This window comes from Serratia sp. JSRIV006 (assembly GCF_019968685.1).
GTDB lineage: Bacteria > Pseudomonadota > Gammaproteobacteria > Enterobacterales > Enterobacteriaceae > Chania > Chania fonticola_B.
Window position 1 is genome coordinate 4435190 of the sequence record NZ_CP074137.1, and the last position, 24814, is coordinate 4460003.

20 protein-coding genes are annotated in these 24814 nt (G+C 54.3%); 6 read left to right on the forward strand and 14 right to left on the reverse strand.

Annotation, left to right across the window (positions count from 1 at the left end):
* Positions 1–7: 7 nt before the first annotated feature.
* The 11 genes from lpxD to rpsB all read right to left on the reverse strand — a co-directional run bounded on the left by lpxD (position 8) and on the right by rpsB (position 12129).
* The gene (gene lpxD / locus KGP16_RS20580) at positions 8–1030 is read right to left on the reverse strand and encodes a UDP-3-O-(3-hydroxymyristoyl)glucosamine N-acyltransferase (protein WP_021806107.1); all 1023 of its coding nucleotides are present in this window, start codon (positions 1028–1030) and stop codon (positions 8–10) included.
* 4 nt (positions 1031–1034) lie between these two features.
* Positions 1035–1532 (reverse strand): molecular chaperone Skp, encoded by a 498-nt coding sequence (gene skp, locus KGP16_RS20585; protein WP_021179917.1) that lies wholly within the window; start codon positions 1530–1532, stop codon positions 1035–1037.
* A 163-nt stretch (positions 1533–1695) separates the two neighbouring features.
* Positions 1696–4122, reverse strand: coding sequence for an outer membrane protein assembly factor BamA (bamA, locus tag KGP16_RS20590; RefSeq protein ID WP_021179916.1), 2427 nt, complete (start codon positions 4120–4122; stop codon positions 1696–1698).
* A gap of 35 nt (positions 4123–4157) precedes the next feature.
* Complete coding sequence (gene rseP / locus KGP16_RS20595) at positions 4158–5513, reverse strand: sigma E protease regulator RseP (RefSeq protein WP_021179915.1); 1356 nt, start codon at positions 5511–5513, stop codon at positions 4158–4160.
* 32 nt (positions 5514–5545) lie between these two features.
* The gene (gene cdsA, locus KGP16_RS20600; RefSeq protein ID WP_021179914.1) at positions 5546–6394 is read right to left on the reverse strand and encodes a phosphatidate cytidylyltransferase; all 849 of its coding nucleotides are present in this window, start codon (positions 6392–6394) and stop codon (positions 5546–5548) included.
* A 9-nt stretch (positions 6395–6403) separates the two neighbouring features.
* Positions 6404–7162, reverse strand: coding sequence for a (2E,6E)-farnesyl-diphosphate-specific ditrans,polycis-undecaprenyl-diphosphate synthase (ispU, locus tag KGP16_RS20605; protein WP_021179913.1), 759 nt, complete (start codon positions 7160–7162; stop codon positions 6404–6406).
* 370 nt (positions 7163–7532) lie between these two features.
* Positions 7533–8729 carry a 1-deoxy-D-xylulose-5-phosphate reductoisomerase gene (ispC, locus tag KGP16_RS20610; protein WP_059201637.1) on the reverse strand — a complete coding sequence of 399 codons (1197 nt, stop codon included), beginning with the start codon at positions 8727–8729 and terminating at the stop codon, positions 7533–7535.
* A 158-nt stretch (positions 8730–8887) separates the two neighbouring features.
* Positions 8888–9445, reverse strand: coding sequence for a ribosome recycling factor (gene frr / locus KGP16_RS20615; protein WP_021179911.1), 558 nt, complete (start codon positions 9443–9445; stop codon positions 8888–8890).
* Between the two features lie 126 nt (positions 9446–9571).
* Positions 9572–10297, reverse strand: coding sequence for a UMP kinase (pyrH, locus tag KGP16_RS20620; RefSeq protein WP_021179910.1), 726 nt, complete (start codon positions 10295–10297; stop codon positions 9572–9574).
* Positions 10298–10431: 134 nt separating this feature from the next.
* Positions 10432–11286 (reverse strand): translation elongation factor Ts, encoded by an 855-nt coding sequence (gene tsf, locus KGP16_RS20625; RefSeq protein ID WP_021179909.1) that lies wholly within the window; start codon positions 11284–11286, stop codon positions 10432–10434.
* A 117-nt stretch (positions 11287–11403) separates the two neighbouring features.
* Complete coding sequence (rpsB, locus tag KGP16_RS20630; protein WP_021179908.1) at positions 11404–12129, reverse strand: 30S ribosomal protein S2; 726 nt, start codon at positions 12127–12129, stop codon at positions 11404–11406.
* A gap of 360 nt (positions 12130–12489) precedes the next feature.
* On the opposite strand from rpsB, the gene map reads away from it, so the two are divergent.
* The 4 genes from map to KGP16_RS20650 all read left to right on the forward strand — a co-directional run bounded on the left by map (position 12490) and on the right by KGP16_RS20650 (position 17451).
* On the forward strand, positions 12490–13284 hold the full coding sequence (map, locus tag KGP16_RS20635; protein WP_223500266.1) for a type I methionyl aminopeptidase: 795 nt from the start codon (positions 12490–12492) through the stop codon (positions 13282–13284).
* Between the two features lie 60 nt (positions 13285–13344).
* Positions 13345–16008 (forward strand): bifunctional uridylyltransferase/uridylyl-removing protein GlnD, encoded by a 2664-nt coding sequence (gene glnD / locus KGP16_RS20640; protein ID WP_223500267.1) that lies wholly within the window; start codon positions 13345–13347, stop codon positions 16006–16008.
* Between the two features lie 42 nt (positions 16009–16050).
* Positions 16051–16875, forward strand: coding sequence for a 2,3,4,5-tetrahydropyridine-2,6-dicarboxylate N-succinyltransferase (gene dapD / locus KGP16_RS20645; protein ID WP_021179905.1), 825 nt, complete (start codon positions 16051–16053; stop codon positions 16873–16875).
* A 186-nt stretch (positions 16876–17061) separates the two neighbouring features.
* A complete protein-coding gene (locus tag KGP16_RS20650) occupies positions 17062–17451 on the forward strand; it encodes a DUF3461 family protein (protein ID WP_021179904.1) in 390 nt (129 codons plus the stop codon).
* Between the two features lie 648 nt (positions 17452–18099).
* Here KGP16_RS20650 and KGP16_RS20655 read toward each other — a convergent pair.
* A complete protein-coding gene (locus KGP16_RS20655; protein ID WP_021806110.1) occupies positions 18100–18549 on the reverse strand; it encodes a flavodoxin in 450 nt (149 codons plus the stop codon).
* Positions 18550–18582: 33 nt separating this feature from the next.
* Positions 18583–19341, reverse strand: a complete 759-nt coding sequence (truC, locus tag KGP16_RS20660) for a tRNA pseudouridine(65) synthase TruC (RefSeq protein ID WP_059201640.1) — start codon at positions 19339–19341, stop codon at positions 18583–18585.
* 264 nt (positions 19342–19605) lie between these two features.
* On the opposite strand from truC, the gene KGP16_RS20665 reads away from it, so the two are divergent.
* Both KGP16_RS20665 and KGP16_RS20670 read left to right on the forward strand, forming a co-directional pair.
* Positions 19606–20640, forward strand: coding sequence for a linear amide C-N hydrolase (locus tag KGP16_RS20665; RefSeq protein ID WP_037375665.1), 1035 nt, complete (start codon positions 19606–19608; stop codon positions 20638–20640).
* Positions 20641–20927: 287 nt separating this feature from the next.
* Complete coding sequence (locus KGP16_RS20670) at positions 20928–22247, forward strand: alpha/beta fold hydrolase (protein WP_094981695.1); 1320 nt, start codon at positions 20928–20930, stop codon at positions 22245–22247.
* 173 nt (positions 22248–22420) lie between these two features.
* Here the strand turns inward: KGP16_RS20670 and pbpC are convergent, their stop codons facing one another.
* Positions 22421–24784 carry a penicillin-binding protein 1C gene (pbpC, locus tag KGP16_RS20675; protein WP_179253219.1) on the reverse strand — a complete coding sequence of 788 codons (2364 nt, stop codon included), beginning with the start codon at positions 24782–24784 and terminating at the stop codon, positions 22421–22423.
* Positions 24785–24814 lie beyond the last annotated feature (30 nt).

Sequence of the window (24814 nt, forward strand, 5' to 3'; positions counted from 1 at the left end):
GTGGTGATTAGTCTTTTCCGACTTTTCGTTCGACAGCTTTCAAGCGCTTGCTAATCTCATCGATATTCATCACCAACGCCGCGGTTTTACGCCAAACTTTGTTGGGTTGTAACGGAATGCCAGAGGAGTATACCCCAGGTTCGGTGATTGGTCGCATAACCATTCCCATCCCGGTGACAACTACCTGGTCAGCAATCTCCATGTGACCATTGATCACACTGGCGCCGCCAATTTGGCAATAGCGCCCGATTTTCAGGCTACCCGCCATGATCACACCGCCCGCGACGGCGGTATTCTCGCCAATCACCACGTTGTGTGCAATCTGACACTGGTTATCTATGATAACACCATTCCCAATCTGGGTGTTATCCAACGCGCCGCGATCGATGGTGGTACAGGCCCCAATCTCAACGCGATCGCCAATAATCACCGTGCCAAGCTGCGGGATCTTGATCCAGTTGCCACGCTCGTTGGCGTAGCCGAAACCGTCCGCACCAATCACCGTTCCCGATTGGATCAGGCAGTGCTGGCCGATTTCCACTTCATGATAAATCGTCACGTTGGCCCACAGACGCGTACCTGCGCCGATGCGTGCCTGCTTGCCGATAAAGCAACCCGGGCCGATGACCACGTTATCACCCAGTTCAACACCGGATTCGATAACCGCGTTCGCCCCAATAGCAACGTTCTGTCCCAGCTTGGCCTGCGGAGAGATCACCGCGCTTGGCGCGATATCTGCTGCGGGTGCTGGCGTGGTGTCCATCAACTGCGCCATACGCGCATAGGTCAGGTAAGGGTTTTTCACCACCAGCGCTGCGCTACGGCAGTGTGGTAGGTCTGCTTCGGTGAGTACCACGGCACTCGCCTGGCAGGAAGACAACTGCTCTTGGTAGCGGCTGTTTGACAAAAACGTGATTTGGCCAGGCTGTGCGGAATGCATAGAAGCAATGCCGGTGATGACGAGATCGCCATCACCGTGCAATTGTGCATCCAACTGCTGCGCTAAATCAGCCAGTCGAATTGAAGGCATGGCGTTATTTAACCTGTTTCAGCACGTCTGCAGTAATATCTTTAGAAGTTCCTGCGTAAGCCACTGCGTTGGCGTCGATCACGACGTCATAGCCTTCTTTGCTGGCAACAGCTTTCACAGCATCCTGAATACGGCTCAGGATCTTGTTACGCTCTTCCATCTGGCGACGACGATTGTCCTGCTCGAAAGCCTGCGCTTTCTGAGAGAACTGCTCACGCTGAGCCATCACGTCTTTTTCCATCTTGGTGCGATCGCTGGCTTTCATGGTAGAACCATCACGCTGCAGTTTCTGCATTTTGGTTTGCAGATCGCGTTCCATGTTCTGGAGTTCGCTTGCACGGCCTTTGAATTCGCTTTCCAATTGCTTGGCTACGGTTTCACGAGCTGGCAGCTGTTGGAAAATGCTAGAAACGTTAACAACAGCAATTTTGTCAGCTGCCTGAACGCCTGCAGAAGCAGCCATTGCTAAACCGAGGCCTGCGGCACATAACCACTTTTTCACTATAAACTCCTTACCATCACCCATTTGTGTCACATGACACTTTTGAAAGTACACAATCTGCCAGACTTATCACATTACACAATGAGATTTCTCTCGCTATGAGCGGGTTTAAGCCTGGCATTTGCGATTCTTGTACCGCTATGCCCACGGGTGAAACCGGTTATTACCAGGTTTTACCGATGTTAAACTGGAACTGCTCCGACCTGTCGCCGTCGTATTTCTTGATCGGATCCGCATAGGAGAAGACCAACGGCCCCAGTGGAGACATCCACTGCAGCGCAAGACCGGCAGACACGCGAATGTTGCTCGCTTTGCTGTAGTCTGGCACCCCGTACATCAGCGTCTGATCGGTGTTTTCCCAGTGGGTATCCCACACGGTACCGGCATCGATAAACAGTGAAGTACGTACCGAGTTGGCGTATTTCTCGCTAAGGAACGGCGTAGGCGTGATCAACTCCATACTTGCCACGGCCATGGCGTTCCCGCCCACCGCATCGTTCGAATTACAGATATCCTGACGATCCGTTGTGCTACCGACTTTAAACTGACACTGATACGAGTTGGAGTTGTAGTACACGGCTTTTGGACCAATGGTGTTGGACTGGAAGCCACGTACGGTACTTGAACCACCCGCATAGAAGTTTTCATAGAACGGCATTTCTTTACCGCCCAATCCATCGGCATAGCCCACACGGCCACGACCCAGCAACACCCAGGTCTTGTCATCGTTAAGCGGCATATACTGCGCGGTGTCCAACGTCATCTTGTAGTATGAGTTGTCGGAACCCGGCACGGTCACCTTGGTGTTGAACGTAGTGCGGTTACCCTGGGTAGGGAAATAGCCACGGTCCAGATTATTATAGGTCCAGCCCAGGTTCAGCGTGAAGTCATCGGCTGTAAAGCTGGCGCGATCCTTAAAGTCAGGATAATCGCCCATCGAGTTCAGATAGCGCCACATGGCAATCTGCGGCTGCATTTCTGACAGGGAGTTATGGACGTAACCCAGGCCAGCTCGCAGCGAGTTGTTCTCGTTGATTGGGAAGCCCAGCGTGCCGTCAACACCATAACTGCTGTTGGTATAGTCAGACAGATCGGCATTATTCGCTTTAAAGTCGTTATAGAAGATACGGCCGCCCAGACTCACACCGTCAACGGTGAAGTACGGGTTGGTCACCGACAGCTCGGTATAGGTCTGATAGTCGTTCTTGGTACCGCTGATGCCAACAGAGTAGCCCGTGCCCAGCCAGTTATCCTGCTGTACACCTGCCTGGAAGCTGACGCCACTTTCGGTACCGTAACCCACACCAAAGTTCAGCGTCCCGGTGTTACGTTCTTTCACCTTATAGGTGATATCAACCTGATCGGGGGAACCCGGTACACGCTGGGTTTCAACGTCGACCGTCTCGAAGTAACCCAGTCGGTTCAGACGCTCTTTACCCTGCTCGACCTGATCGTTACCCAGCCACGCCCCTTCCATCTGGCGCATTTCGCGGCGCAGAACGGAATCTTTACTGGTGTCGTTGCCTTCGAACTTGATGCGACGCACATAGAAACGGTTACCCGCGTCGATGTTGACGTTCAGCTTCACGGTCTTATCCGCATCGTTGATTTCAGGCTGAGTCTGTACGCGAGGATAGGCGTAACCATAACGGCCAAACATCTTCTTGATGTTATCTTCCATTTTGGTCACTTTGGTGCCGTTAAACAGCTCACCTGGCTCAATCTTGGTCAACTGGGCCACCTCGGCCGAATGACCGGCCAGGTTGCCATTGACCACCACGCCGGAAAGCTTGTACTGATCGCCTTCGGTGATGTTAACGGTGATATAGATGCCTTTTTTATCTGGCGTCAGGCTGACCTGCGTCGAATCGATATTGAAACGGGCATAGCCGCGATCCAGATAGAAGCTGCGCAGGCTTTCAAGGTCCCCCGCCAGCTTTTGCTTCTGGTATTTGCGATCGGCCACTACGTTCCACCACGGCACATCATCACGCAACTGGAAGTGCGCGATCAGCTCATCGTTGGTGAAGGCATGGTTGCCGACAATGTTGATTTGTTGAATCTTGGCGGAAACCCCTTCCGTGAACACCAGTTTCAGGTCAACACGGTTGCGCGGCAACGGCGTGACAACGGCTTTCACCGAGGCACTGTATTTACCGACGCTGTAGTAGAAGTCTTCCAACCCTTTTTCAATGCTGGATAAGGTGGTGCGGTCGAGTGCTTCACCAACCCGGACGCCAGAGGCCTCCAGGTTTTGCTTGAGCATGTCATCTTTCACCGATTTGTTACCGGAGAAAGTGATGCTGGCAATGGTAGGGCGTTCCTTAACCTGAACAATCAGCGTATCACCATCGCGCAGGACGCGAACGTCCTCGAAGTTGCCAGTGGCAAACAACGCACGGATGGTATTACCGATATCATCATCAGAGACGGTATCGCCTACGCGAACCGGCATGTTGAGTAACGCCGCACCGACGGCGACTCGTTGCAGGCCTTCGAAATGAATATCCTTCACTACGAACCCGTCTGCACCGTATACGGTGGCGCTGCCAAACAGCAGCGACGCTATGAGCAACTTTTTCATCGCCATCGTTGTTATGCGTTCTTCCTAACCTGTCCCCGCCCCTAAAGACGAGAAAAATCATTGAAAAGTGCAAGACCCATCAGCAGTACCAACAAGATCGAACCAATGCGGTAGCTGTAGTCCTGTACTCGCTCAGAAACTGGCCCCCCCTTCAGCTTTTCTATCGCCAGGAAGAGGAGATGCCCACCATCTAATACCGGTAATGGGAAGAGGTTGATGATCCCTAAGTTGACGCTAATCAACGCCAGGAACATCATATAATACACAAAACCCACCTCTGCTGATGCCCCTGCTCCCTGTGCAATGGAAATCGGGCCACTCAGGTTGTTCAGCTTTACATCACCGGTAATTAATTTACCTATCATGCTGACCGTAAGGTGCATCAGCTGCCAGGTTTTGTCCCCCGCCTGATACAGCGCAGAGAACGGCCCATATTGACGGATGGTCTTGTACTCATCCGGCAGAGGGATAACTTTAGGTATAATCCCGGCAAACCCCACCGCTTTGTCTTTTCCCACCGGCTTTGTATCTGGTATCAGCGTTAAAGACAAGGGGGCGCCGTTTCTTTCTATCTCTAAAACCAGCGGAAGCCCTGGAGCATTGTGGATACGTTTAACCAACGTAACCCAACGACCAAGTGGCTGACCATCGACTTTAACGATCCTGTCCCCCGCTTGTAAACCTGCCTTTTGCGCAGCCGACCCGGTCTGGACTTCCGCCAGCACGGATTCAATCTGCGGGCCACGCGGGATCATGCCTAGAGAACGCACGGGATCTTCTTTGTCCGGCTCAAAGCTCCAGTGGCGCAAATCCAGGGTCTTGCTCACCTTTTGTGAGGTACCAAACGGAGCAATTTCTACCTCGGTTTGCGCATCACCGATTTTGGTCACCAACGCCAGACGAACAGATTCCCAATCAGGCGTTTCGATACCGTCAACGGACTTAAGTTCCATTCCCGGAGAAATTTCGGCATGAGCGGCAATGGATTGCGGAGTAATTTCACCGATGACCGGGCGGTAACTCGGCACGCCGATGATAAAGACGACCCAATAGGCAAGAATGGCAAACAGGAAATTGGCAATGGGGCCCGCGCTGACAATCGCCGCGCGCTGCCAGACGGTTTTATTATTGAACGCCTCATGACGCAGCTCGGGAGCTACCGTTTCGACGCGCTCATCGAGCATTTTGACATAGCCGCCAAGGGGGATCATGGCGACGACATATTCGGTGCCCTGGCGATCGGTGCGGCGCCATAGCGCACGGCCAAAGCCGATAGAGAAGCGCTCCACGCGGACGCCACAGCGGCGGGCCACCCAAAAGTGCCCGAACTCATGCACGGTGATCAATATACCCAGAGCGATAATAAACGCGACCAAGTTCCAGAGTACGCTGACCATAGAATCCCTTTACTCCCCCCGCCGATGACGGATTAAAACACTAACAGCATCAAGCAGGCAAATACCGGTACCGCTGCGGTCAGGCTATCGATACGATCCAGAATGCCGCCGTGCCCCGGGATCAGATGACCACTGTCCTTGATACCGGCTTCACGTTTGAACATGCTTTCCGTCAGATCGCCCAATACCGAAGCCAGGGCCGCAATTACCGAACAGACCAATAGGGTCATAGGCACCACGTTCAGCGGCGCATAGCGGCCAAACAGCCACGAAATCACGGCAGACGTGACCAGCCCACCGACCAGCCCTTCCCAGGTTTTGCCTGGGGAGACCTTCGGTGCCAGCTTGTGTTTGCCAAACAGCTTGCCGAACATGTAGGCGCCGGAATCTGCGCCCCAGACCAGCAGCATAACGTACAGCAACCACCAGGCACCGGTAAAATGATTCTCTTCATAGCCGAACTGACGCAGTGCCAGCATGCCCCAGAAAAACGGCACGATGGTCAACAGGCCAAAGACCAGCCGCAAGGTGCGCGAATTACGCCACAGCGCCGCCGAGCCTGGATAGAACAGCACCAGCAGCAGAGCCACCAGCCACCATCCCAGCGACAACCATAACGGGCCAGCGATCTGCAATTGGTGAACAGACTGATGGTAGGCAGGCACGCTGAGCATCATCAGCGCCAATAGGAAACCGCACAATATCGCCAGCCAGATACGTTGGGGGCGGGCAGCAAAGCCAGCCAACTGCCCCCATTCCCAGGCGGCTAACATGCACACAGCGAGTGTTACCAGGGCAAAGCCCATCGGCGGCAGTAAGAACAGCGCTGCGATAACAATCGGAATTAAAATCAGAGCCGTTATGATGCGAGACTTCAGCAAAAGTTCCCCCTAGGACGCATTGGCGTCGATAGGTGTTGTTCCTCCGAAGCGACGCTCGCGTTGTGCAAATGCATTCAGCGCACCTTCAAAGACAAGTTCATCAAAATCTGGCCAGAGTACATCAGTAAAGTAAAGCTCGGCGTACGCAATTTGCCACAACAAAAAGTTACTGATGCGATGTTCGCCACCGGTACGGATCACCAGATCCACCGGAGACAAATCGCTCATGCAGACGCGCTCACCCAGTAACTCCTCGCTGATCTGGTCCACGCACAGCGTACCCTGCTGCACTTGCTCAGCCAGATCCTTCACTCCCTGAATAATATCCCAACGGCCACCGTAATTGGCGGCAACGTTAAGCGTCAGGCCATCGTTATTTTCTGTCAGTTGCTCCGAGCGGCGGATACGCTCTTGCAAACGTGCGCTGAACCGGCTGACATCGCCGATCACACGCAACCTGACATTATGTTTATGCAGGCTTTTTACTTCGCTGTCCAGTGCGCGGACAAAAAGCTCCATCAGCGCGGAGACTTCCTGCGCCGGACGGTTCCAGTTTTCGCTGCTGAAGGCATAAAGCGTGAGTGCATCTAAATGGTGACTGGCGGCAAAACTGACCGCGCGGCGTACCGATTTCACCCCTGCTTTATGACCGAAGACACGTAACTTGCCCTGGCGTTTAGCCCAACGCCCATTGCCGTCCATAATGATCGCGACATGACGTGGCCCATGAGCAGAAAGATTAGCTTCTTGTTGGTTTGCGGACGACATAACTCGTACTTATTTCCTCGGTAGAAACACCACAGCCTTGCCGGAATATCGGACCTTACGCGCAAAAAAAGCCGTGTGCCTGACACAGCTTTTCAGTCTGCCTGCCTGGTGCCCCAAGGGGCTCCCGGCAAAGATTGGCGTAAGTTTTCCCCGTCTTCTGGCTTGGCACTGCCCTATTGGCCGCGTTTGTCAGGTAAAAAGAGCTGCCAATCCGGCCATTATTCAACGGTATAACCGGTGATTATGGCGCAGACTATAACACCTCCGTGAAGCCTGAACAAACGGCCACACGGCGGCCTGGCGAGTTTACCAGCAAATTCAGACAATGTAGCAGAGCCGAATTTGCCCTCGGTACACCCCGCCCAAGTGATTAAACCCGCAGGTTACGAACCAGACCTCGAGCCACCTCACGCGCCTGACGATCGATCTCCAACACCATCTCAATACTGGTTGGCTCCGCCAGCGCCATACATTCAACAACCTTTTGGTTCACGGCTGAAATATCAGTGAAACGAATTTGTTGCTGCAAAAATGCCGCTACGGCAATTTCATTGGCCGCGTTGAGCGCGGTGGTCGCCGCCTGGCCCGCATCGAAGGCTTCGATCGCCAAATACAGGCAAGGATAGCGCTCACGCTCCGGCTCGGAGAAGGTCAGCGCCCCGATACGGCAGAAATCGAGTGCAGCCACCCCGGAGTGGACCCTCTGCGGGTAAGCCATGGCATGGGCAATAGGCGTGCGCATATCCGGCGTACCCAGTTGGGCCAGCACGCTACCATCGGCATAGCGCACCATGGAGTGGATCACCGACTGCGGATGGAGGATCACTTCCATCTGCTCTGCCGAGGCGTTGAACAGCCAGCGAGCCTCGATATACTCCAGCCCCTTGTTCATCATGGTGGCGGAATCTACCGAGATTTTGCGCCCCATAGACCAGTTGGGATGCGCACAGGCCTGATCCGGCGTCATAGTGGCGAACTGTTCCATCGGCGTAGTACGGAACGGGCCACCGGAACCGGTCAGCACGATGCGCGAAACGCCGTGGGCTTCCAGCGAGCTATACCCCAGTTGGCGTTGGATGCTTTCTGGCAGGCTCTGGAAGATGGCGTTGTGCTCGCTGTCCAGTGGCAGCAACTGTGCCTGGCTCTTTTGCACCGCGTCCATAAACAGGCGGCCACAGGTGACCAGAGACTCTTTGTTCGCCAGCAGCACCTGCTTACCGGCACGAATAGCGGCCAGGGTGGGCAACAGCCCAGCGGCCCCGACGATAGCGGCCGTCACCTGATCGACGTCGTCTAATGCGGCCAGCTCGCAGGCTGCCTTTTCACCCGCCAACACGTCGGTTTTCACACCGTTTTCTGCCAGCACGGCGCGTAACTCATTGGCGGCCTGCTCATCGGCCATTGCCGCATAACTCGGGCGGAACTCTATGCACTGCTGCGCCATGACCGCTACATTACGGCCAGCTACCAGTGCCTTGATCGCGAAAAGGTCGGGATTTTCCCTGACCACGGCCAGGGTGCTGGTGCCCACGGAACCGGTGGAACCCAGAATTGTCAGTTGCTTCATGAGATCGCTCTGAATCTACTGCGTGATGAGATCGGAGGTACACCACAGTGTAACTTGCATCACGGCTGGTTTACGCTCTGTGCGTACGATAAAACGAGATCTGCACCACAAAAAATAAAGCGCCGCCAAGGCGACGCTTTATTTCAAGGCGATGGAGATTAGAAATCCATCAGTTCTTTTTCTTTATCGGCCAATGCCGCATCAAGCAGTTTGATGTAGGCATCGGTCATTTTCTGGATATCGTCTTGTGAACGGCGATCTTCATCTTCGCTGATTTCTTTGTCTTTCAGCAGTGCCTTCACTTTATCGTTGGCATCGCGGCGCACGTTACGCACGGCCACACGGCCCTGCTCGGCTTCACCACGTACGACCTTGATCAGATCCTTACGGCGCTCTTCCGTCAACGGAGGAAGCGGAACGCGGATCACGGTGCCAGCCGAGCTTGGGTTCAGGCCCAGATCGGAAGACATAATGGCTTTTTCTACCGCCGACCCCAGAGAACGGTCAAACAGGTTGATCGCCAGCGTACGGGAATCTTCTACCGTGACGTTGGCCAGTTGGCGCAGCGGCGTTGCTGTACCGTAGTATTCCACCATGATGCCGTCCAGGATGCTTGGAGAAGCACGGCCAGTACGGATCTTGCTGATTTGGTTTTTAAATGCTTCGACGCTTTTTTCCATGCGTGAATCAGCATCTTTTCTGATTTCATTAATCACGTTGCGAACCCTTGGAAGCTGGTTACTTGGCAGGCTGTACTGAAAAGTATAGCCCGTGAATTTTACTTATCAGAAGCACACAACGCCTGGCGTTACCCACTCCTGCGAAATTTGGCCAAACAGCCGTTATTTGGTGATCAGAGTACCTTCGTTCTCACCCATCACCACGCGACGCAGTGCGCCCGGCTTGTTCATGTTGAATACGCGGATCGGCAAGCCATGATCGCGGGCCAGCGTAAACGCCGCCAGATCCATCACTTTTAACTCACGCTCCAACACGTCCTGGTAGGTGATCTGTTCGTACAGCGTTGCGTCCGGGTTTTTCACCGGGTCAGCGGAGTATACACCATCCACTTTAGTCGCTTTCAATACCACATCGGCTTCAATTTCGATGCCGCGCAGGCAGGCCGCAGAATCCGTGGTAAAGAACGGGTTACCCGTACCGGCGGAGAAAATCACCACGCGGTTGTTACGCAGCAGGCTGATCGCCTCTGCCCAGCTGTAGTTGTCACATACGCCATTCAACGGAATGGCAGACATCAGGCGGGCGTTCACATAGGCACGGTGCAGTGCATCACGCATAGCCAGGCCGTTCATCACGGTAGCCAGCATTCCCATGTGGTCGCCCACTACGCGGTTCATGCCAGCTTGTGCCAGACCTGCACCACGGAAAAGATTGCCACCGCCAATAACTACACCGACCTGGATGCCCAGCTCGACCAGCTCTTTTACTTCCTGAGCCATGCGATCCAAAACGCTAGCGTCGATCCCAAAGCCTTCTGCACCTTGCAGGGCTTCACCACTCAGTTTGAGCAGGATACGCTGATAAACGGGTTTTGCATTGGTTGCCATGGTGTTCTGTCCTAAGAAGCAGTAGTAATAGTATTGGGGTTTTCAACCGATTAGCCTGGGCACGCGGGGCCCATCATCGGCGTTTCTCTGGCTGGATAAAATGGAGCCGCCTCGCGGCGGCTCCATTAACAGCATTAAGACTGTTTGCTCATTGCTGCAACTTCAGCAGCAAAGTCAGCTTCAACTTTCTCGATGCCTTCACCCACTTCAAAGCGGATGAAATTGGTTACGTCAGTGTTGTGCTCTTTCAGCACCTGAGCAACGCTCTTGCTTGGTTCGATCACGAAAGGCTGACCGGTCAGAGAGACTTCGCCGGTGAATTTCTTCATGCGGCCTTCAACCATCTTCTCTGCGATTTCTTTCGGCTTGCCAGACTGCATGGCGATGTCCAACTGAACTTGGTACTCTTTCTCTACCACTTCAGCAGACACATCTTCAGGCTTGACGAATTCAGGCTTGCTAGCGGCAACGTGCATTGCCAGCTGCTTAACCAGCTCTTCATCCGCGCCTTTGGTAGCGGCAACCAGAACACCGATGCGAGCACCGTGCAGGTAGCTACCCAACACGTCGCCTTCCAGGGCAGCAATGCGGCGAATGTTGATGTTCTCACCGATTTTTGCCACCAGCGCAACGCGCTCTTCTTCGAACTGCGCTTTCAGCACGTCAACGTCAGTGATTTTGCCAGCAAAAGCCGCATCCAACACTTTGTCAGCGAAAGCCTGGAAACCGCCGTCTTTAGCAACGAAGTCGGTCTGGCAGTTAACTTCCACGATCATGCCGAAGTTGCCTTCGATTTTGGTTTTGATCACGCCGTCAGCAGCTACGTTGCCTGCTTTTTTCGCCGCTTTGATCGCGCCAGATTTACGCATGTTTTCGATTGCCAGCTCGATGTCGCCGTTAGATTCGATCAGCGCTTTTTTGCAATCCATCATACCTGCGCTGGTACGCTCACGCAGTTCTTTTACCAGGGCAGCGGTAATATCAGCCATTTCTTTTTCCTCGGTTATCTCGCTCGGAGATAGTTCTCATTCAGATAAGCAAAGGGGGCCCTTAAAGGCCCCCCTAACCAACATATTCAATACCTGGTTAATAAGGGCTTGACCTTATTATTCAGCTTCTACGAAGCTTTCTTCCGCCTGAACGGCCAGATCTTGAGAACGACCTTCACGGATGGCGGCAGAAACGGCGGTCAGGTACAATTTGATTGCACGGATTGCGTCGTCGTTACCAGGGATGATGAAGTCAACGCCGTCTGGATCGGAGTTGGTATCAACGATAGAGAATACCGGGATACCCAGGTTGTTGGCTTCTTTGATCGCGATGTGTTCGTGATCGGCATCGATAACAAACAGAGCGTCTGGCAGACCCCCCATGTCCTTGATACCACCCAGGGAGTTTTCCAGCTTGGCCAGTTCACGAGTGCGCATCAGCGCTTCTTTCTTGGTCAGCTTGTCGAAGGTGCCGTCTTGGGACTGGATTTCCAGATCTTTCAAACGTTTGATTGACTGACGAACGGTTTTCCAGTTAGTCAGCATGCCGCCCAACCAGCGATGGTTCACGAAGAACTGATCGCAGCCGTTAGCATATTCTTTTACCGCTTCGCTTGCTGCGCGCTTGGTACCAACGAACAGGATCTTACCTTTACGGGAAGAGATCTTGGTCAGTTCAGCCAAAGCCAGGTTGGCCATTGGTACGGTTTTTTCCAGGTTGATGATGTGAACCTTGTTACGTGCGCCGAAGATGAAAGGCTTCATTTTCGGGTTCCAGTAACGGGTCTGGTGACCAAAGTGTACACCAGCCTGGAGCATGTCGCGCATGGAAACAGTTGCCATGATTAAAACCTCTATTAGAGTTGATTGGGGTTATGCCTCCACGTATCCCATAACGCCGACCCGGACAATGACGTGAGCCATCTCAAGGCACCCCGGCGGATGTGTCGATACGTGTGTGTTATTTACACAATGTGAGTGCAGTTAAAACTACTTCGGTCATTTCCTCATTGGCACTCAAGGCCGAATGCGGATCTGCCGGCGCGCTTTATACCATAAACCCGCCCCAGACACCAACTTTTGTTGCAGTTGACCTGGCCCTTCACAAATGAAATTTGGCAGCCTCAAGCCGGGCTGATACCATAACTCAATGCCTTATCTTTCTACCTTGTCGACCATAACGACACCTGCGGACTAACTTTCATGGCAATTTCAATTAAAACACCTGATGACATTCAAAAGATGCGCGTTGCGGGCCGCCTGGCCGCAGAAGTGCTGGAAATCATCGAGCCCCACGTTAAACCCGGCGTCACCACCGGCGAGCTGGACAGGATCTGCCACGAGCATATCACCAATGAACAGCAGGCGATCTCGGCCTGCCTGGGCTACCACGGCTTCCCAAAATCGGTCTGTATCTCGGTGAACGAAGTGGTGTGCCACGGCATCCCAAGTGACGACAAGGTGCTGAAAGACGGGGATATCGTCAATATCGACGTGACCGTAATCAAAGACGGCTTCCACGGCGACACCTCCAAGATGTTCATCGTCGGTAAACCCACCATTCTGGGCGAGCGCCTGTGCCGCATCACCCAGGAAAGCCTGTATCTGGCCTTGAAGATGGTCAAACCGGGTATCCGCCTGCGCACTCTGGGTAAAGCCATCCAGCAGTTTGTTGAAGCAGAGAAGTTCTCCGTCGTGCGCGAATATTGCGGCCACGGCATCGGCGAAGGTTTCCACGAAGAGCCGCAGGTACTGCATTACGATGCCGATGACGGCGGCGTGGTGCTGCAGGTCGGTATGGCCTTCACCATTGAGCCTATGGTCAACGCCGGTGATTACCGCATCCGCACCATGAAAGACGGCTGGACGGTGAAAACCAAAGATCGCAGCTTGTCGGCACAGTATGAGCATACTATTGTGGTGACTGATAACGGCTGCGAGATAATGACGTTGCGCAAGGATGACACCATCCCCAACATCATTACGCACGAGATGTAAGAACCGCAGGGTTCTTGTGACAAGCCGGCCTATGCCGGCTTTTTTTATGGGCGGCGAAACATGTCTGAAAATTATCGTGAGCTAGAAACCCCGGCCGTACCCAAGAAGCCGGACGCTCCCAGCACCTATGCCGATGAAGAGATCAATTGCCTGGCCCTCAAACAGCGGCTTGAGCAGTTTCAGCAGTGGCTGGCAGCGGCCTTCAATGCTGGTGCCAGTGCCGAAAGCCTGGTGGCGGCGCGCAGCAAGTTTATCGATCGGCTATTGCGGCGGCTGTGGCTGTTTTACGGCTTTGACACTATCCCCGAAACGGCGCTGCTGGCCGTCGGCGGCTATGGCCGTGGTGAACTGCACCCGCTGTCTGATATCGACGTGCTGGTACTCAGCCAGACTCGCCTGAACGATGAACAGGCCGCTCGCGTCGGTGAATTCATTACCCTGCTGTGGGATCTCAAACTGGAAGTCGGCCACAGCGTGCGCACGCTCGAAGAGTGCCTGCTGGAAGGCTTGGCGGACCTGACCGTTGCCACCAACCTGATCGAATCCCGCATGATCTGCGGCGACGTCGCCCTGTTCCTGCAATTGCAAAAGCACATTTTCAGCGACGGCTTCTGGCCTTCGCCCAAATTCTTTGACGCCAAGCTGATCGAACAGCAGCAACGCCACCAACGCTATCACGGCACCAGCTACAACCTGGAGCCGGATATCAAGAGCAGCCCCGGTGGCCTGCGTGATATTCATACGCTGATGTGGGTGGCCCGCCGCCATTTCGGCGCCACCTCGCTCGATGAGATGGTCGGTTTTGGCTTCCTGACTCAGGCCGAGCGCAACGAATTGAACGAATGCCAAAGCTTCCTGTGGCGTATTCGTTTTGCCCTGCACCTGGCGCTGCCGCGTTATGACAACCGCCTGCTGTTCGATCGCCAGCTCAGCGTGGCCCAGCTGTTGCGCTACGAGGGGGAAGGCAATGAACCGGTAGAGCGCATGATGAAGGATTTCTATCGCATGACGCGCCGCGTCGGCGAGCTGAACCACATGCTGCTACAGCTGTTCGATGAAGCGATCCTGGCATTGGACGCTACGGAGAAACCCCGCCCGCTGAACGATGATTTTCAGCTGCGTGGCGATCTGATCGATTTGCGCGACGAAACGCTGTTTATCCGCCAGCCAGAAGCCATCATGCGCATGTTCTACCTGATGGTACGCAACCGCGAAATCAAAGGCATCTACTCCACCACCGTACGCCAGTTGCGCCATGCGCGCCGCCACCTGAAACAGCCACTGTGCAACATTCCCGAGGCCAGAGAGCTGTTTATGGCCATTCTGCGACACCCAGGCGCGGTCTCACGGGCGTTGGTGCCAATGCATCGCCACAGCGTGCTGTGGGCCTATATGCCGCAATGGGGCAGCATCGTCGGCCAGATGCAGTTTGACCTGTTCCATGCCTATACCGTCGATGAACATACCGTGCGTGTGCTGCAAAAGCTGGAAAGCTTCTCCGATGAGGAAACTCGCTCACGCCATCCGCTGTGCGTGGAGCTTTATCCTCGCCTGCCTCACCCAGAATTGCTGTTGCTAGCGGCGCTGTTCCACGATATCGCCAAAGGGCGCGGGGGCGATCACTCCATTTTAGGCGCCCAAGACGCCCTGGAGTTTGCTGCATTGCATGGCTTGAACTCACGCGAAGCACAGCTGGTTGCCTGGCTGGTACGCTGCCACCTGCTGATGTCGGTTACCGCGCAACGACGTGACATTCAGGACCCGACCGTGATCCAGCAGTTTAGTAGCGAAGTGCAAAGCGAAACCCGTCTACGCTACCTGGTTTGCCTGACGGTCGCCGATATCTGTGCCACCAACGAGACCTTGTGGAACAGTTGGAAACAGAGCCTGTTGCGCGAGCTGTATTTCGCCGCCGAGAAGCAACTGCGCCGTGGTATGCAGAACAGCCCGGATCTGCGCGAGCGGGTGCGCCACCATCGTTTACAGGCGCTGGCATTGTTGCGTATGGATAATATCGATGAAGAAGCGCTGCACCATATCTGGAGCCGCTGCCGCGCCGACTATTTCCTGCGTCACTCGCCGAATCAGCTCGCCTGGCACGCCCGCCACCTGCTGGCCCATGACTCAACCAAGCCACTGGTGCTGGTCAGCCACCAGGCCACGCGTGGCGGCACCGAGATCTTTATCTGGAGCCCGGACCGCCCTTACCTGTTCGCCGCCGTTGCCGGTGAGCTGGATCGGCGCAATCTCAGCGTGCATGACGCCCAGATTTTCACCAACCGCGACGGCATGGCCATGGACACCTTTATCGTGCTGGAGCCGGATGGCAGCCCGCTGGCCCAGGATCGTCATGCCGCGATCCGCCATGCGCTGGAGCAAGCTATCACCCAGCGAGATTATCTACCGCCGCGCGCTCGGCGTCCGTCGTCCAAACTACGCCATTTCAGCGTACCGACAGAGGTCAGCTTCCTGCCAACTCATACCGATCGCCGCAGCTATCTGGAGCTAATTGCCCTCGATCAGCCCGGCCTGCTGGCACGCGTGGGTGAGGTTTTCGCCGATCTGGGCCTGTCGCTGCACGGCGCACGTATCTCCACCATCGGCGAACGGGTCGAGGATTTGTTTATTTTGGCCGATGCCGATCGCCGGGCGCTGGATCCGCAAACACGCAGAAAATTAGAACAACGGTTGACAGAGGCACTCAATCCAACCGATAAAATGTGATAAAAGTAACCTTTCGTAAATAAAATCAGGACAGAGAACAGCATGCAGCAATTACAGAACGTTATTGAAAGCGCCTTCGAACGCCGCGCGGATATTACCCCGGCCAACGTAGACACCGTAACGCGTGAAGCGGTAAACCAGGTGATCGCCCTGCTGGACAGCGGCGCCCTGCGCGTTGCCGAGAAGATCGAGGGGCAATGGGTTACCCATCAGTGGCTGAAAAAAGCCGTCCTGCTGTCTTTCCGTATCAACGACAACAAGGTAATGGACGGTGCAGAAACCCGCTATTACGACAAAGTGCCGATGAAATTCGCTGACTACGATGAAGCTCGCTTCCAGAAGGAAGGCTTCCGCGTAGTGCCACCGGCTACCGTGCGTCAGGGGGCATTTATCGCTCGTAACACCGTGCTGATGCCTTCTTACGTCAACATCGGTGCCTACGTCGACGAAGGCACCATGGTAGATACCTGGGCCACCGTAGGCTCTTGTGCACAGATCGGCAAAAACGTTCACCTGTCCGGCGGCGTCGGCATCGGTGGCGTGCTGGAGCCGTTGCAGGCCAACCCAACCATCATCGAAGACAACTGCTTTATCGGTGCGCGTTCAGAAGTGGTTGAAGGCGTGATCGTGGAAGAAGGTTCCGTGATCTCAATGGGCGTTTATCTGGGCCAAAGCACCCGTATCTACGATCGTGAAACCGGTGAAGTGCACTATGGCCGCGTACCTGCTGGCTCCGTGGTCGTATCCGGCAACCTGCCTTCCAAAGATGGTTCCTACAGCCTGTATTGCGCTGTGATCGTCAAGAAAGTGGACGCCAAGACCCGTGGCAAAGTCGGGATTAATGAGTTATTGCGCACTATCGACTAAGCTTGAACGGCGGGTGCAGCACCCGCCATTTTTTTGCCTTCAATACGCGGGCCGTCACAGTCTGTGTCGGGCGTTTTGGCCATACTCTCTGGCAGTGAAATATTCCTGATGTGTGTCGGTTTGCAGCTCACTACACTGCATATTGGCTAATCAGGCAAATATAGTTGATTAAAAGGTGGCGCTATTATGTATGACAACCTGAAAAGCTTGGGTATCAATCAACCGGAAGATATCGATCGCTATAGCCTGCGTCAGGAGGCCAATAACGACATCCTCAAGATTTACTTCCGCAAAGATAAGGGCGAGTTCTTTGCCAAGAGCGTGAAGTTCAAGTATCCACGCCAGCGCAAAACCGTGGTGGCAGACAATGCCGGCCAGGGTTACAAAGAGATCCATGAGATCAACCCCAACCTGCGCTACGTGATCGATGAACTGGATCAACTCTGCCAGCGCGATCAGGTGGAAGTGGATCTGAAACGCAAGATCCTTGATGACCTGCAGCACCTGCAAAACGTGGTCACCAACAAGATTGCCGAGATCGAATCCGATCTGGAAAAGCTGACGCGCGGTAAATAACTGCCACCCTCGGTCTAGTATTTGTCAGTTTAGGACGATTGGTCGCCCCTCACCCCTGCCCTCTCCCGCTGTAGAGTCCAGGGATCGCATAAACACAGAGATTGGGAGAGGGAGCGAGCCCGGAGTCGCAGGCAAGTACAGGTGGTAAGTTGTGGCACGTTCAGTCCCCTCTCCCCTGCCTCTCCCACTGTAGAGTCCAGGGATCGCATAAACACAGAGATTGGGAGAGGGAGCGAGCCCGGAGTCGCAGGCAGGTACAGGTGGTAAATTGTGGCACGTTCAGTCCCCTCTCCCCTGCCCTCTCCCACTGTAGAGTCCAGGGATCGCATAAACACAGAGATTGGGAGAGGGAGCGAGCCCGGAGTCGCAGGCAGGTACAGGTGGTAAATTGTGGCACGTTCAGTCCCCTCTCCCTGTGGGAGAGGGTTAGGGTGAGGGGAGTCACATTTTGCCGGTTTTCCGTGTGATAGGGTAAATCGGTAATCGATAGGGTAGTTACTGCTCCGGCAGGCAAAACCTAATTCTTTAACGCTTGCTGGCTGCGGCCTTGAGTGCGTAAGGGATTAGGTTTTTTTTTGCTTAAGCTTCACCACAGGAGATAGCAGGAATAAAATCATGCCTGGCCGCTCGCCACCAGGCATCAAGAGGTTATTTCAGCAGTGCGCCCCACTGCTCTACCCACGGGCAGGAAACCACTTCCGGTTCAGGTTGCTCGATCGCATCGATCTCCAGCACTTCACCTACGCGCGTCGCTCCCTGCTCCTGCAGCAAAGCATCAAAGGTACGCCCGGCACCGCAGAAGTTGTCATAGCTGCTATCGCCCAGAGCAATCAAGCCATAACGCAGCTCCGGCTGATAGCCCACCTGGTCGCGAATAGCCTGGAACAGGGGGGCAATACTGTCAGGCAAGTCCCCTTGCCCGGTGGTGGAAGTCACGACCAGCGCATAATGCTGGCGGTAAAACTGCCACTCTGCCAGCGTCCCTTCCTCAAACACTTTGACCTCATGGCCCTGTTGTTGCAGGATATTTTCTGCCTCTTCCGCCACTAACAAAGAGTTACCGTAGACCGTTCCAACGAAAATGCCGACCTGAGCCATCGTTGCTGCTCCCTTATGACCGTTAAAAAATGATTAGCTATCCTGACCGTTAGCCTGCGGAAACTCAAGTTCTGGCAGCACGTTATGCCAGCCAAATTGTGACATGACACCTTGCCAATCCGCTTCCCAGGGCGCGGAAATATGCAGCGGTTGGCCGCTGACCGGATGAGTGAGTTGAAGATGGCTGGCGTGCAGCATCAGGCGTGAACAACCAAAATGTTCGGCCATCCCGCGGTTTTGCCGCAGATCGCCGTGAGCGGTATCACCAATAATCGGATGGCGCAGGTGCACCATATGACGACGCAGCTGATGCTTACGCCCGGTCTCTGGTTTCAGCTCAACCAGGCTATAGCGCGAGGTGTCATAGCGGCCAATCGCCACCGGCATCTCCACCGTTGCCAAGGGCTGATAATGACTTACCGCCGGTTTTGGAGCTTTATCCGGGTTGGCATGTTTATCCGCCAACTTATCCAACTCTTCCGTCAGCGCATAATCAACGGTGCCGCCCTCTAAAACATAGCCCCGCACCACTGCGTGATAGGTTTTCTGTACCTGATGCAGTTCAAACTGTTGCGATAATAACCGAGCCACATCGCTGGACAACGCCATCAGCAATACGCCGGAAGTAGGACGATCCAGACGGTGTACGGTAAATACGTGCTGGCCAATCTGATCGCGCACGGTTTGCATGACAAACCTCGTCTCGTGACGATCCAGCCAGCTACGATGCACCAGCCAACCTGAGGGTTTGTTAACGGCGATCAGATGTTCGTCCTGGTACAACACCTTCATAGAGTGATTTTTTCCATAGATTAATCATGCATTTTATCTCCTTGCCCCTGCAAGCGGCAGCCTGCTGGCCGGTTTGCAGGGGCAAGGAGATAGGTAATTGATTGATTCTATCGTCAAACATAAATAATAACGAAACGAAAATCCCGTTTGGCGCTCTCGTTTTTGCCCCACGGGTCAGTAGTGCCTACACTGTACAAAAAGTAGCAAGGAGAGATAACGGTGAGTTGGAATATAACGCTTTTGATAACCCCCCTTTTATTGTCCATGTGCGGCATTCTGTTTTCACCACAGTTGGCAATGGCCTGTACTCGTGCGGTCTACCACGGCGAAGATAATCTGGTGATCACCGGCCGCACTATGGACTGGAGAGAACAGCTGCACTCTGACCTGTGGATTTTCCCACAAGGAATGGAGCGCAGTGGTAATGCAGGCAGCAACTCGATCAAATGGACATCTAAATACGGCAGCGTCGTGACTTCCGCCTATGGTGTTGCAACCACCGATGGTATGAATGAAAAAGGTCTGGTGGCCAATATGCTGTGGTTGGTGGAATCTCAATACCCGGCATTCGATGGCCAGCAGCCAACCTTATCATTGGCAGCATGGGCACAGTATGCGTTGGATAACTTCGCCACGGTGCAAGAAGCGGTTAACTCATTGGAAAAGGCCCCTTTTATCGTTGTGACCGGCGGTGTGCCTGGCCAGGAACGTTTGGCCTCCCTTCATTTGTCGTTGTCCGATGCCAGTGGGGACAGTGCCATTTTCGAATACATTAACGGCAAATTAGTGATTCACCATAGCCGCGACTATCAGGTCCTGACCAATTCCCCTACCTTCGATCAGCAGTTGGCCATCACCAAATACTGGCAAGGGATTGGGGGTAACGTCATGCTGCCTGGCACAAACCGTGCTGCCGACCGTTTTGTACGCGCACAGTTTTATATCAACGCTATCCCGAAATATCATCAGGCCAGGCTGGCAGCCTCTAGCGTGCTGAGCGTTATGCGCAATGTTTCTGTGCCCTTTGGCATCACGACCCCTGAAGAACCCAATATTTCTTCCACTCGTTGGCGCACCCTGGCCGATCAAAAGAACAAGCTGTACTACTTTGAATCGGCACTGGGCAGCAGTACTTTTTGGGTAGACCTGAAACGGGTCAACTTTGCTGCCGGCGCTCCGGTTAAAAAGCTGACGCTGGGTAAAGATGAGATGGCAGATTTTACCGGTGAAGTTTCCGCTGAGTTTAAAACCAGCCCTCCCTTTGAGTTCCTTGCTGCCGACGTCATAGATAACGGCTGAGCCCGCTCGATGTTGACTGGTGGCTCCCACTGCCACCAGCACTCCCTTTATATTCATCAGTCAAGAATACTTATTCAGTCACACTCTTGCACATTTTGACTAAAATTTAATCACTCATGCATTTGCTAAGTTCATTCCTCCTGTTACGCTGATGTTCACTCTTCAAACTCCGGACTATTGTTGCTTATCGATAAAATAGAGTAGATCTGAACGCTCCGCGTAAACACCGATATGGCATTAAAATAACCGGCAGAAAAAAGAGAACACCATAATAGGGAGAGAAAAACATGAGCGTTGAACGAGAATATTTGTTGCCAGCGATCTGGGTGCGTGAACACCTGGTCCAGGTCCCGCTGAATTGGTTCAATAACAAGGATACCCGCACCATTGAGATCTTTGCCCGTGAGTTGGTTGACCCGTTACGCCGTGATGAACAACTCCCTTGTCTGCTGTTTTTACAAGGTGGTCCCGGAGGGAAAAGCCCACGCCCTACGGCACGCAGCAGTTGGATCGCCGAAGCCCTCAAAAGCTATCGGGTGATCCTGCTCGATCAGCGTGGCACCGGGCGCAGCAGCCGCATTGAAGGTAAGAGTCTGGCCGGGCTAACCGCCCACCAGGCGGCAGATTACCTGGCCTGCTTCCGCGCCGACTCGATAGTGAGCGATGCCGAATATCTGCGTAAAAACTGCTTTGGCGATCGCCCGTGGAGCACGCTGGGGCAAAGCTATGGCGGCTTTATCACGCTGACCTATCTTTCTCAGGCGCCGGAAGGTCTCCACTGCTGCTTTATGACCGGCGGCCTGGCAAGCCTGCAGCCCGATGCCGATGAAGTCTACGCTCATACCTATCCGCAGGTGATCGCCAAAAATCGCATCTTCTATCAGCGTTACCCACATCTGGAGCCGCTTATCGGTCAGATTGCCGACAAACTAGAGCAGGAAGAGGTGTTGTTGCCCGATGGCGACCGGCTGACCATACGCCGCCTGCAAAGCCTGGGGATCGATCTTGGCATGAGTGAAGGTTACGAGCGGCTACTTTGGCTGTTTGACGAAGCCTTCAACCCGGACGGTGAATTCAGCGACACCTTTTTGTCACAGGTAATGGCGTTGACCAGCTACGCGGAGAATCCGCTGTTTGCCGCGCTGCATGAAAGTATCTACGCACAGGATAAGGCCACCAATTGGGCCGCCCAGCGGCAACGGGGCAACTTCGATGCTTTCGCCGAAGATCGGCGCCCGCTTTACCTGACCGGGGAAATGATCTATCCCTGGATGTTCACCGAGATCGCCGCTCTGCGCCCCTTCAATGAACCCGTTAAGTTGCTGGCCGATCGCCGCGTGTGGTCACCGCTGTATAACAGCGATCGCCTGCTCGACAATCGGGTACCGGTATTCGCCGCCATTTATTTCAGCGATATGTATGTCGATTTGCAGCTCTCGCTGGCGACGGCGCAACAGGTGGGTAATTTGACGCCGTGGATCACCAACGAGTATGAGCATAACGGCTTACGCGTTGGTAATGTTTTTGGTCATTTGCAGACGATGGCGCAGAAAGCGGGCATTTACGCCCCCTCATCCCAACCCTCTTTCGCAAGGATAGCGAGCTGATGGCCCTGCTCTTTTGGCAGTAAAGAGAAAATCTCAAGCAAACTCTAAAGCTGTTTTGGAAGTAGAAGCAAACTCAATAACCTTCTTTATCCAAGGTAAGTCACTACCATTTCAAACACGCTCGTTCTGTCCCTCTCCCTGTGGGAGAGGGTTAGGGTGAGAGGAGAGGCATCTTAGTTCACCAGCTCAATGGTGATCAGGCGGCTATCGGCCCGGCCATGATCGTCCACCGCCCGGATGCGATACTGGCCATTGTTGACCGGCCGCCAATCGATGGCGGTTTTACTGCCGCTGCTGCCAAGATAAATATCATCGACAAACCAATACACCATTTTACTGTCCGCATCCGTCACCGCATTGAAGGAGATTTTGTCACGCCCCTGCTGCGATTGCCGCAAGGTATAGGTAGTATTTTTCAGCGGCGAGGTAATGCGCGGCGGGCTGCCCCCCATCGCCACCGCATTATCCTTGCAATGGTTTACCGGCGGAGCTCGCTTGGGTAATCCAGCCTGCGCAAACACGTTAGCCAGATCGGAAGGCCAGAACTCAAACACTTCGGTGCGGGTTTGTGTTTCATCATACGGCGGGCAGGCCACCTCACCGCTGTGAATATCCAACACCACCGGGCGATAGACGGTATCGACCTTGATCGGCGACTTGCCGGGGATAAACCAGGTTTTGCCTTTTTGCTGGCACCACTGCGTCGGCAGGTTGCCGCTAGCCAAGCAAATATCCACCCGCTTCAACTGTTTCGGGAAGGAGTGTTTCGGCTCCTGCAAGGCCGGATAGCTGGCGTTAATGCTGTCGATAATATTGAAAAATAACGGGGCTGCCGCATCGGCCCCCACAAACACGTTGTTGCCTCTGCTGTCGAAATTCCCTTCCCATACCACCAGCACGTAAGGCCCGAAGATCCCGACGCTCCAGGCATCGCGGAAGCCCCAGGAGGTCCCTGTTTTCCAATAGACCGGCAGGGATGACGAGCGTTGTGCCAAAGTATCACCAGGCCGGCGGTGCTGGCGCAGCATATCCAGCGTAGTAAAGCTGGCTTCTTCGCTGAGCAAACGGATTGGTGGCGGATAGGCATCACTCTTTTGCATCCGTAATGGGCGCAATGCGCCCCGGTTAGCCAACAGCGCATACAGCTTCGCCAGTTCCTGAGCAGTGATTTCACCGCCCCCCAACACCAGCGACAATCCATAATGGTTTTCACTGGCCAGGTTGGCGATGCCGGACAGGCTTAAAAACTGGTAAAACGTCGGTTGCCGTAGTTGTGAAGCTACGTACACCGCTGGAATATTACGGCTGAAATTCAACGCATCCGTCGCCGTTACCGGCCCCAGGAAACGTCGGTCAAAGTTTTCTGGCGCATAGGCGCCAAAGGATGAAGGCACGTCCTTCAGGATGGTCATCGGATGCAGTACGCCCTGCTCCATCCCCAAAGCATAAATAAAGGGCTTGAGGGTCGAACCAGGGGAGCGCTTGGCATTGGTCCCGTTCACCTGCCCCTGGATCTCGCGGTTGTAATAATCGGCAGAGCCTACCAGCGCCCTTATCCCCATATCACGGCTATCCACCAACAGCACCGAGGCATTATGGATCCCCCGGCTCTGGTTACGGACGATAAACGCGTTCACCTGCCTTTCGATCAGCCGCTGGAGCCCGGCATCCAACGTGGTATCCACACGGGTATCCAACTGCACTAACTGCTGGGTCTGTTGACGCAACTGTTCGATAAAGTGTGGAGCAATGTACGGCATCCGTTCTGGTTGGCGCAGTGCCAAAGGGAGTTGAAACAAGGCACGCTGACTACTGTCGGTGCTATACACGCCCTGCCAGCGTTGAAACAGGCGGTTACGGGCCTGCGTCAGGGCTTGCCCCAACACGCCGGTTTTAGGATCGATACGATAGCTGGGTGACTGCGGTAACACCGAGAGCGTCAGCGCCTCCGGCAAGGTCAGATCCTGCGGTGCCTTGGCAAAATAGATCAGGCTGGCCGCACCGATGCTTTCAATATTGCGGCCATAGGGGGCGTAATTGAGATAGGCTTCCAGAATATCGTGCTTGGAGTAGCTGAGTTCCAACTGCACGGCCCGCAGAACCTGCATCAGTTTACCGCCGGGTGTACGGGTATTCAGATGCCAATGCATGCGCGCCAGCTGCATGGTGATGGTCGAACCGCCCTGCATTTTGCCGCCGGCTACGTAGCTGCGCCAAAAGCCACGCAGCAGACTGACGGGGTTAAATCCGGGGTTGTAATAGAACCAGCGATCTTCATGCAGCAAAATACCCTGCACCGCCAACGGCGAGATCTTTTCCAACGGCGTCCACAGGCGATAACGGTCGTCATTGGCCAACGTGAGGCGCATCAGCGTCCCGTGGCGATCGTAGTAAACCGTAGAGAAGGGCACGCCCTGCGAAAGAGGAGGATGCGGCCACAGCCGGGCACCTACCAGGCCCAGCGCCAGCAGAAATACCGCCATCAGGATATTTTGCAGCCAGCGTTTTGCCACAGCAGATACAGGAAGGATTTTCATGGAGTCTCGATACCCACGAACCCCGCAGCT

Excerpts from the sequence above, each read along its gene's own strand:
- ispC (WP_059201637.1), bottom strand. The coding sequence starts at position 8,729 with ATGAAGCAACTGACAATTCTGGGTTCCACCGGTTCCGTGGGCACCAGC.
- lpxD (WP_021806107.1), bottom strand. The coding sequence starts at position 1,030 with ATGCCTTCAATTCGACTGGCTGATTTAGCGCAGCAGTTGGATGCACAA.
- rpsB (WP_021179908.1), bottom strand. The coding sequence starts at position 12,129 with ATGGCAACTGTTTCCATGCGCGACATGCTCCAGGCTGGTGTACACTTT.
- glnD (WP_223500267.1), top strand. The coding sequence starts at position 13,345 with ATGTCTGAAAATTATCGTGAGCTAGAAACCCCGGCCGTACCCAAGAAG.
- pyrH (WP_021179910.1), bottom strand. The coding sequence starts at position 10,297 with ATGGCAACCAATGCAAAACCCGTTTATCAGCGTATCCTGCTCAAACTG.
- KGP16_RS20670 (WP_094981695.1), top strand. The coding sequence starts at position 20,928 with ATGAGCGTTGAACGAGAATATTTGTTGCCAGCGATCTGGGTGCGTGAA.
- map (WP_223500266.1), top strand. The coding sequence starts at position 12,490 with ATGGCAATTTCAATTAAAACACCTGATGACATTCAAAAGATGCGCGTT.
- bamA (WP_021179916.1), bottom strand. The coding sequence starts at position 4,122 with ATGGCGATGAAAAAGTTGCTCATAGCGTCGCTGCTGTTTGGCAGCGCC.
- truC (WP_059201640.1), bottom strand. The coding sequence starts at position 19,341 with ATGAAGGTGTTGTACCAGGACGAACATCTGATCGCCGTTAACAAACCC.
- tsf (WP_021179909.1), bottom strand. The coding sequence starts at position 11,286 with ATGGCTGATATTACCGCTGCCCTGGTAAAAGAACTGCGTGAGCGTACC.
- pbpC (WP_179253219.1), bottom strand. The coding sequence starts at position 24,784 with ATGAAAATCCTTCCTGTATCTGCTGTGGCAAAACGCTGGCTGCAAAAT.
- KGP16_RS20655 (WP_021806110.1), bottom strand. The coding sequence starts at position 18,549 with ATGGCTCAGGTCGGCATTTTCGTTGGAACGGTCTACGGTAACTCTTTG.
- KGP16_RS20665 (WP_037375665.1), top strand. The coding sequence starts at position 19,606 with ATGTGCGGCATTCTGTTTTCACCACAGTTGGCAATGGCCTGTACTCGT.
- KGP16_RS20650 (WP_021179904.1), top strand. The coding sequence starts at position 17,062 with ATGTATGACAACCTGAAAAGCTTGGGTATCAATCAACCGGAAGATATC.
- ispU (WP_021179913.1), bottom strand. The coding sequence starts at position 7,162 with ATGTCGTCCGCAAACCAACAAGAAGCTAATCTTTCTGCTCATGGGCCA.
- rseP (WP_021179915.1), bottom strand. The coding sequence starts at position 5,513 with ATGGTCAGCGTACTCTGGAACTTGGTCGCGTTTATTATCGCTCTGGGT.
- dapD (WP_021179905.1), top strand. The coding sequence starts at position 16,051 with ATGCAGCAATTACAGAACGTTATTGAAAGCGCCTTCGAACGCCGCGCG.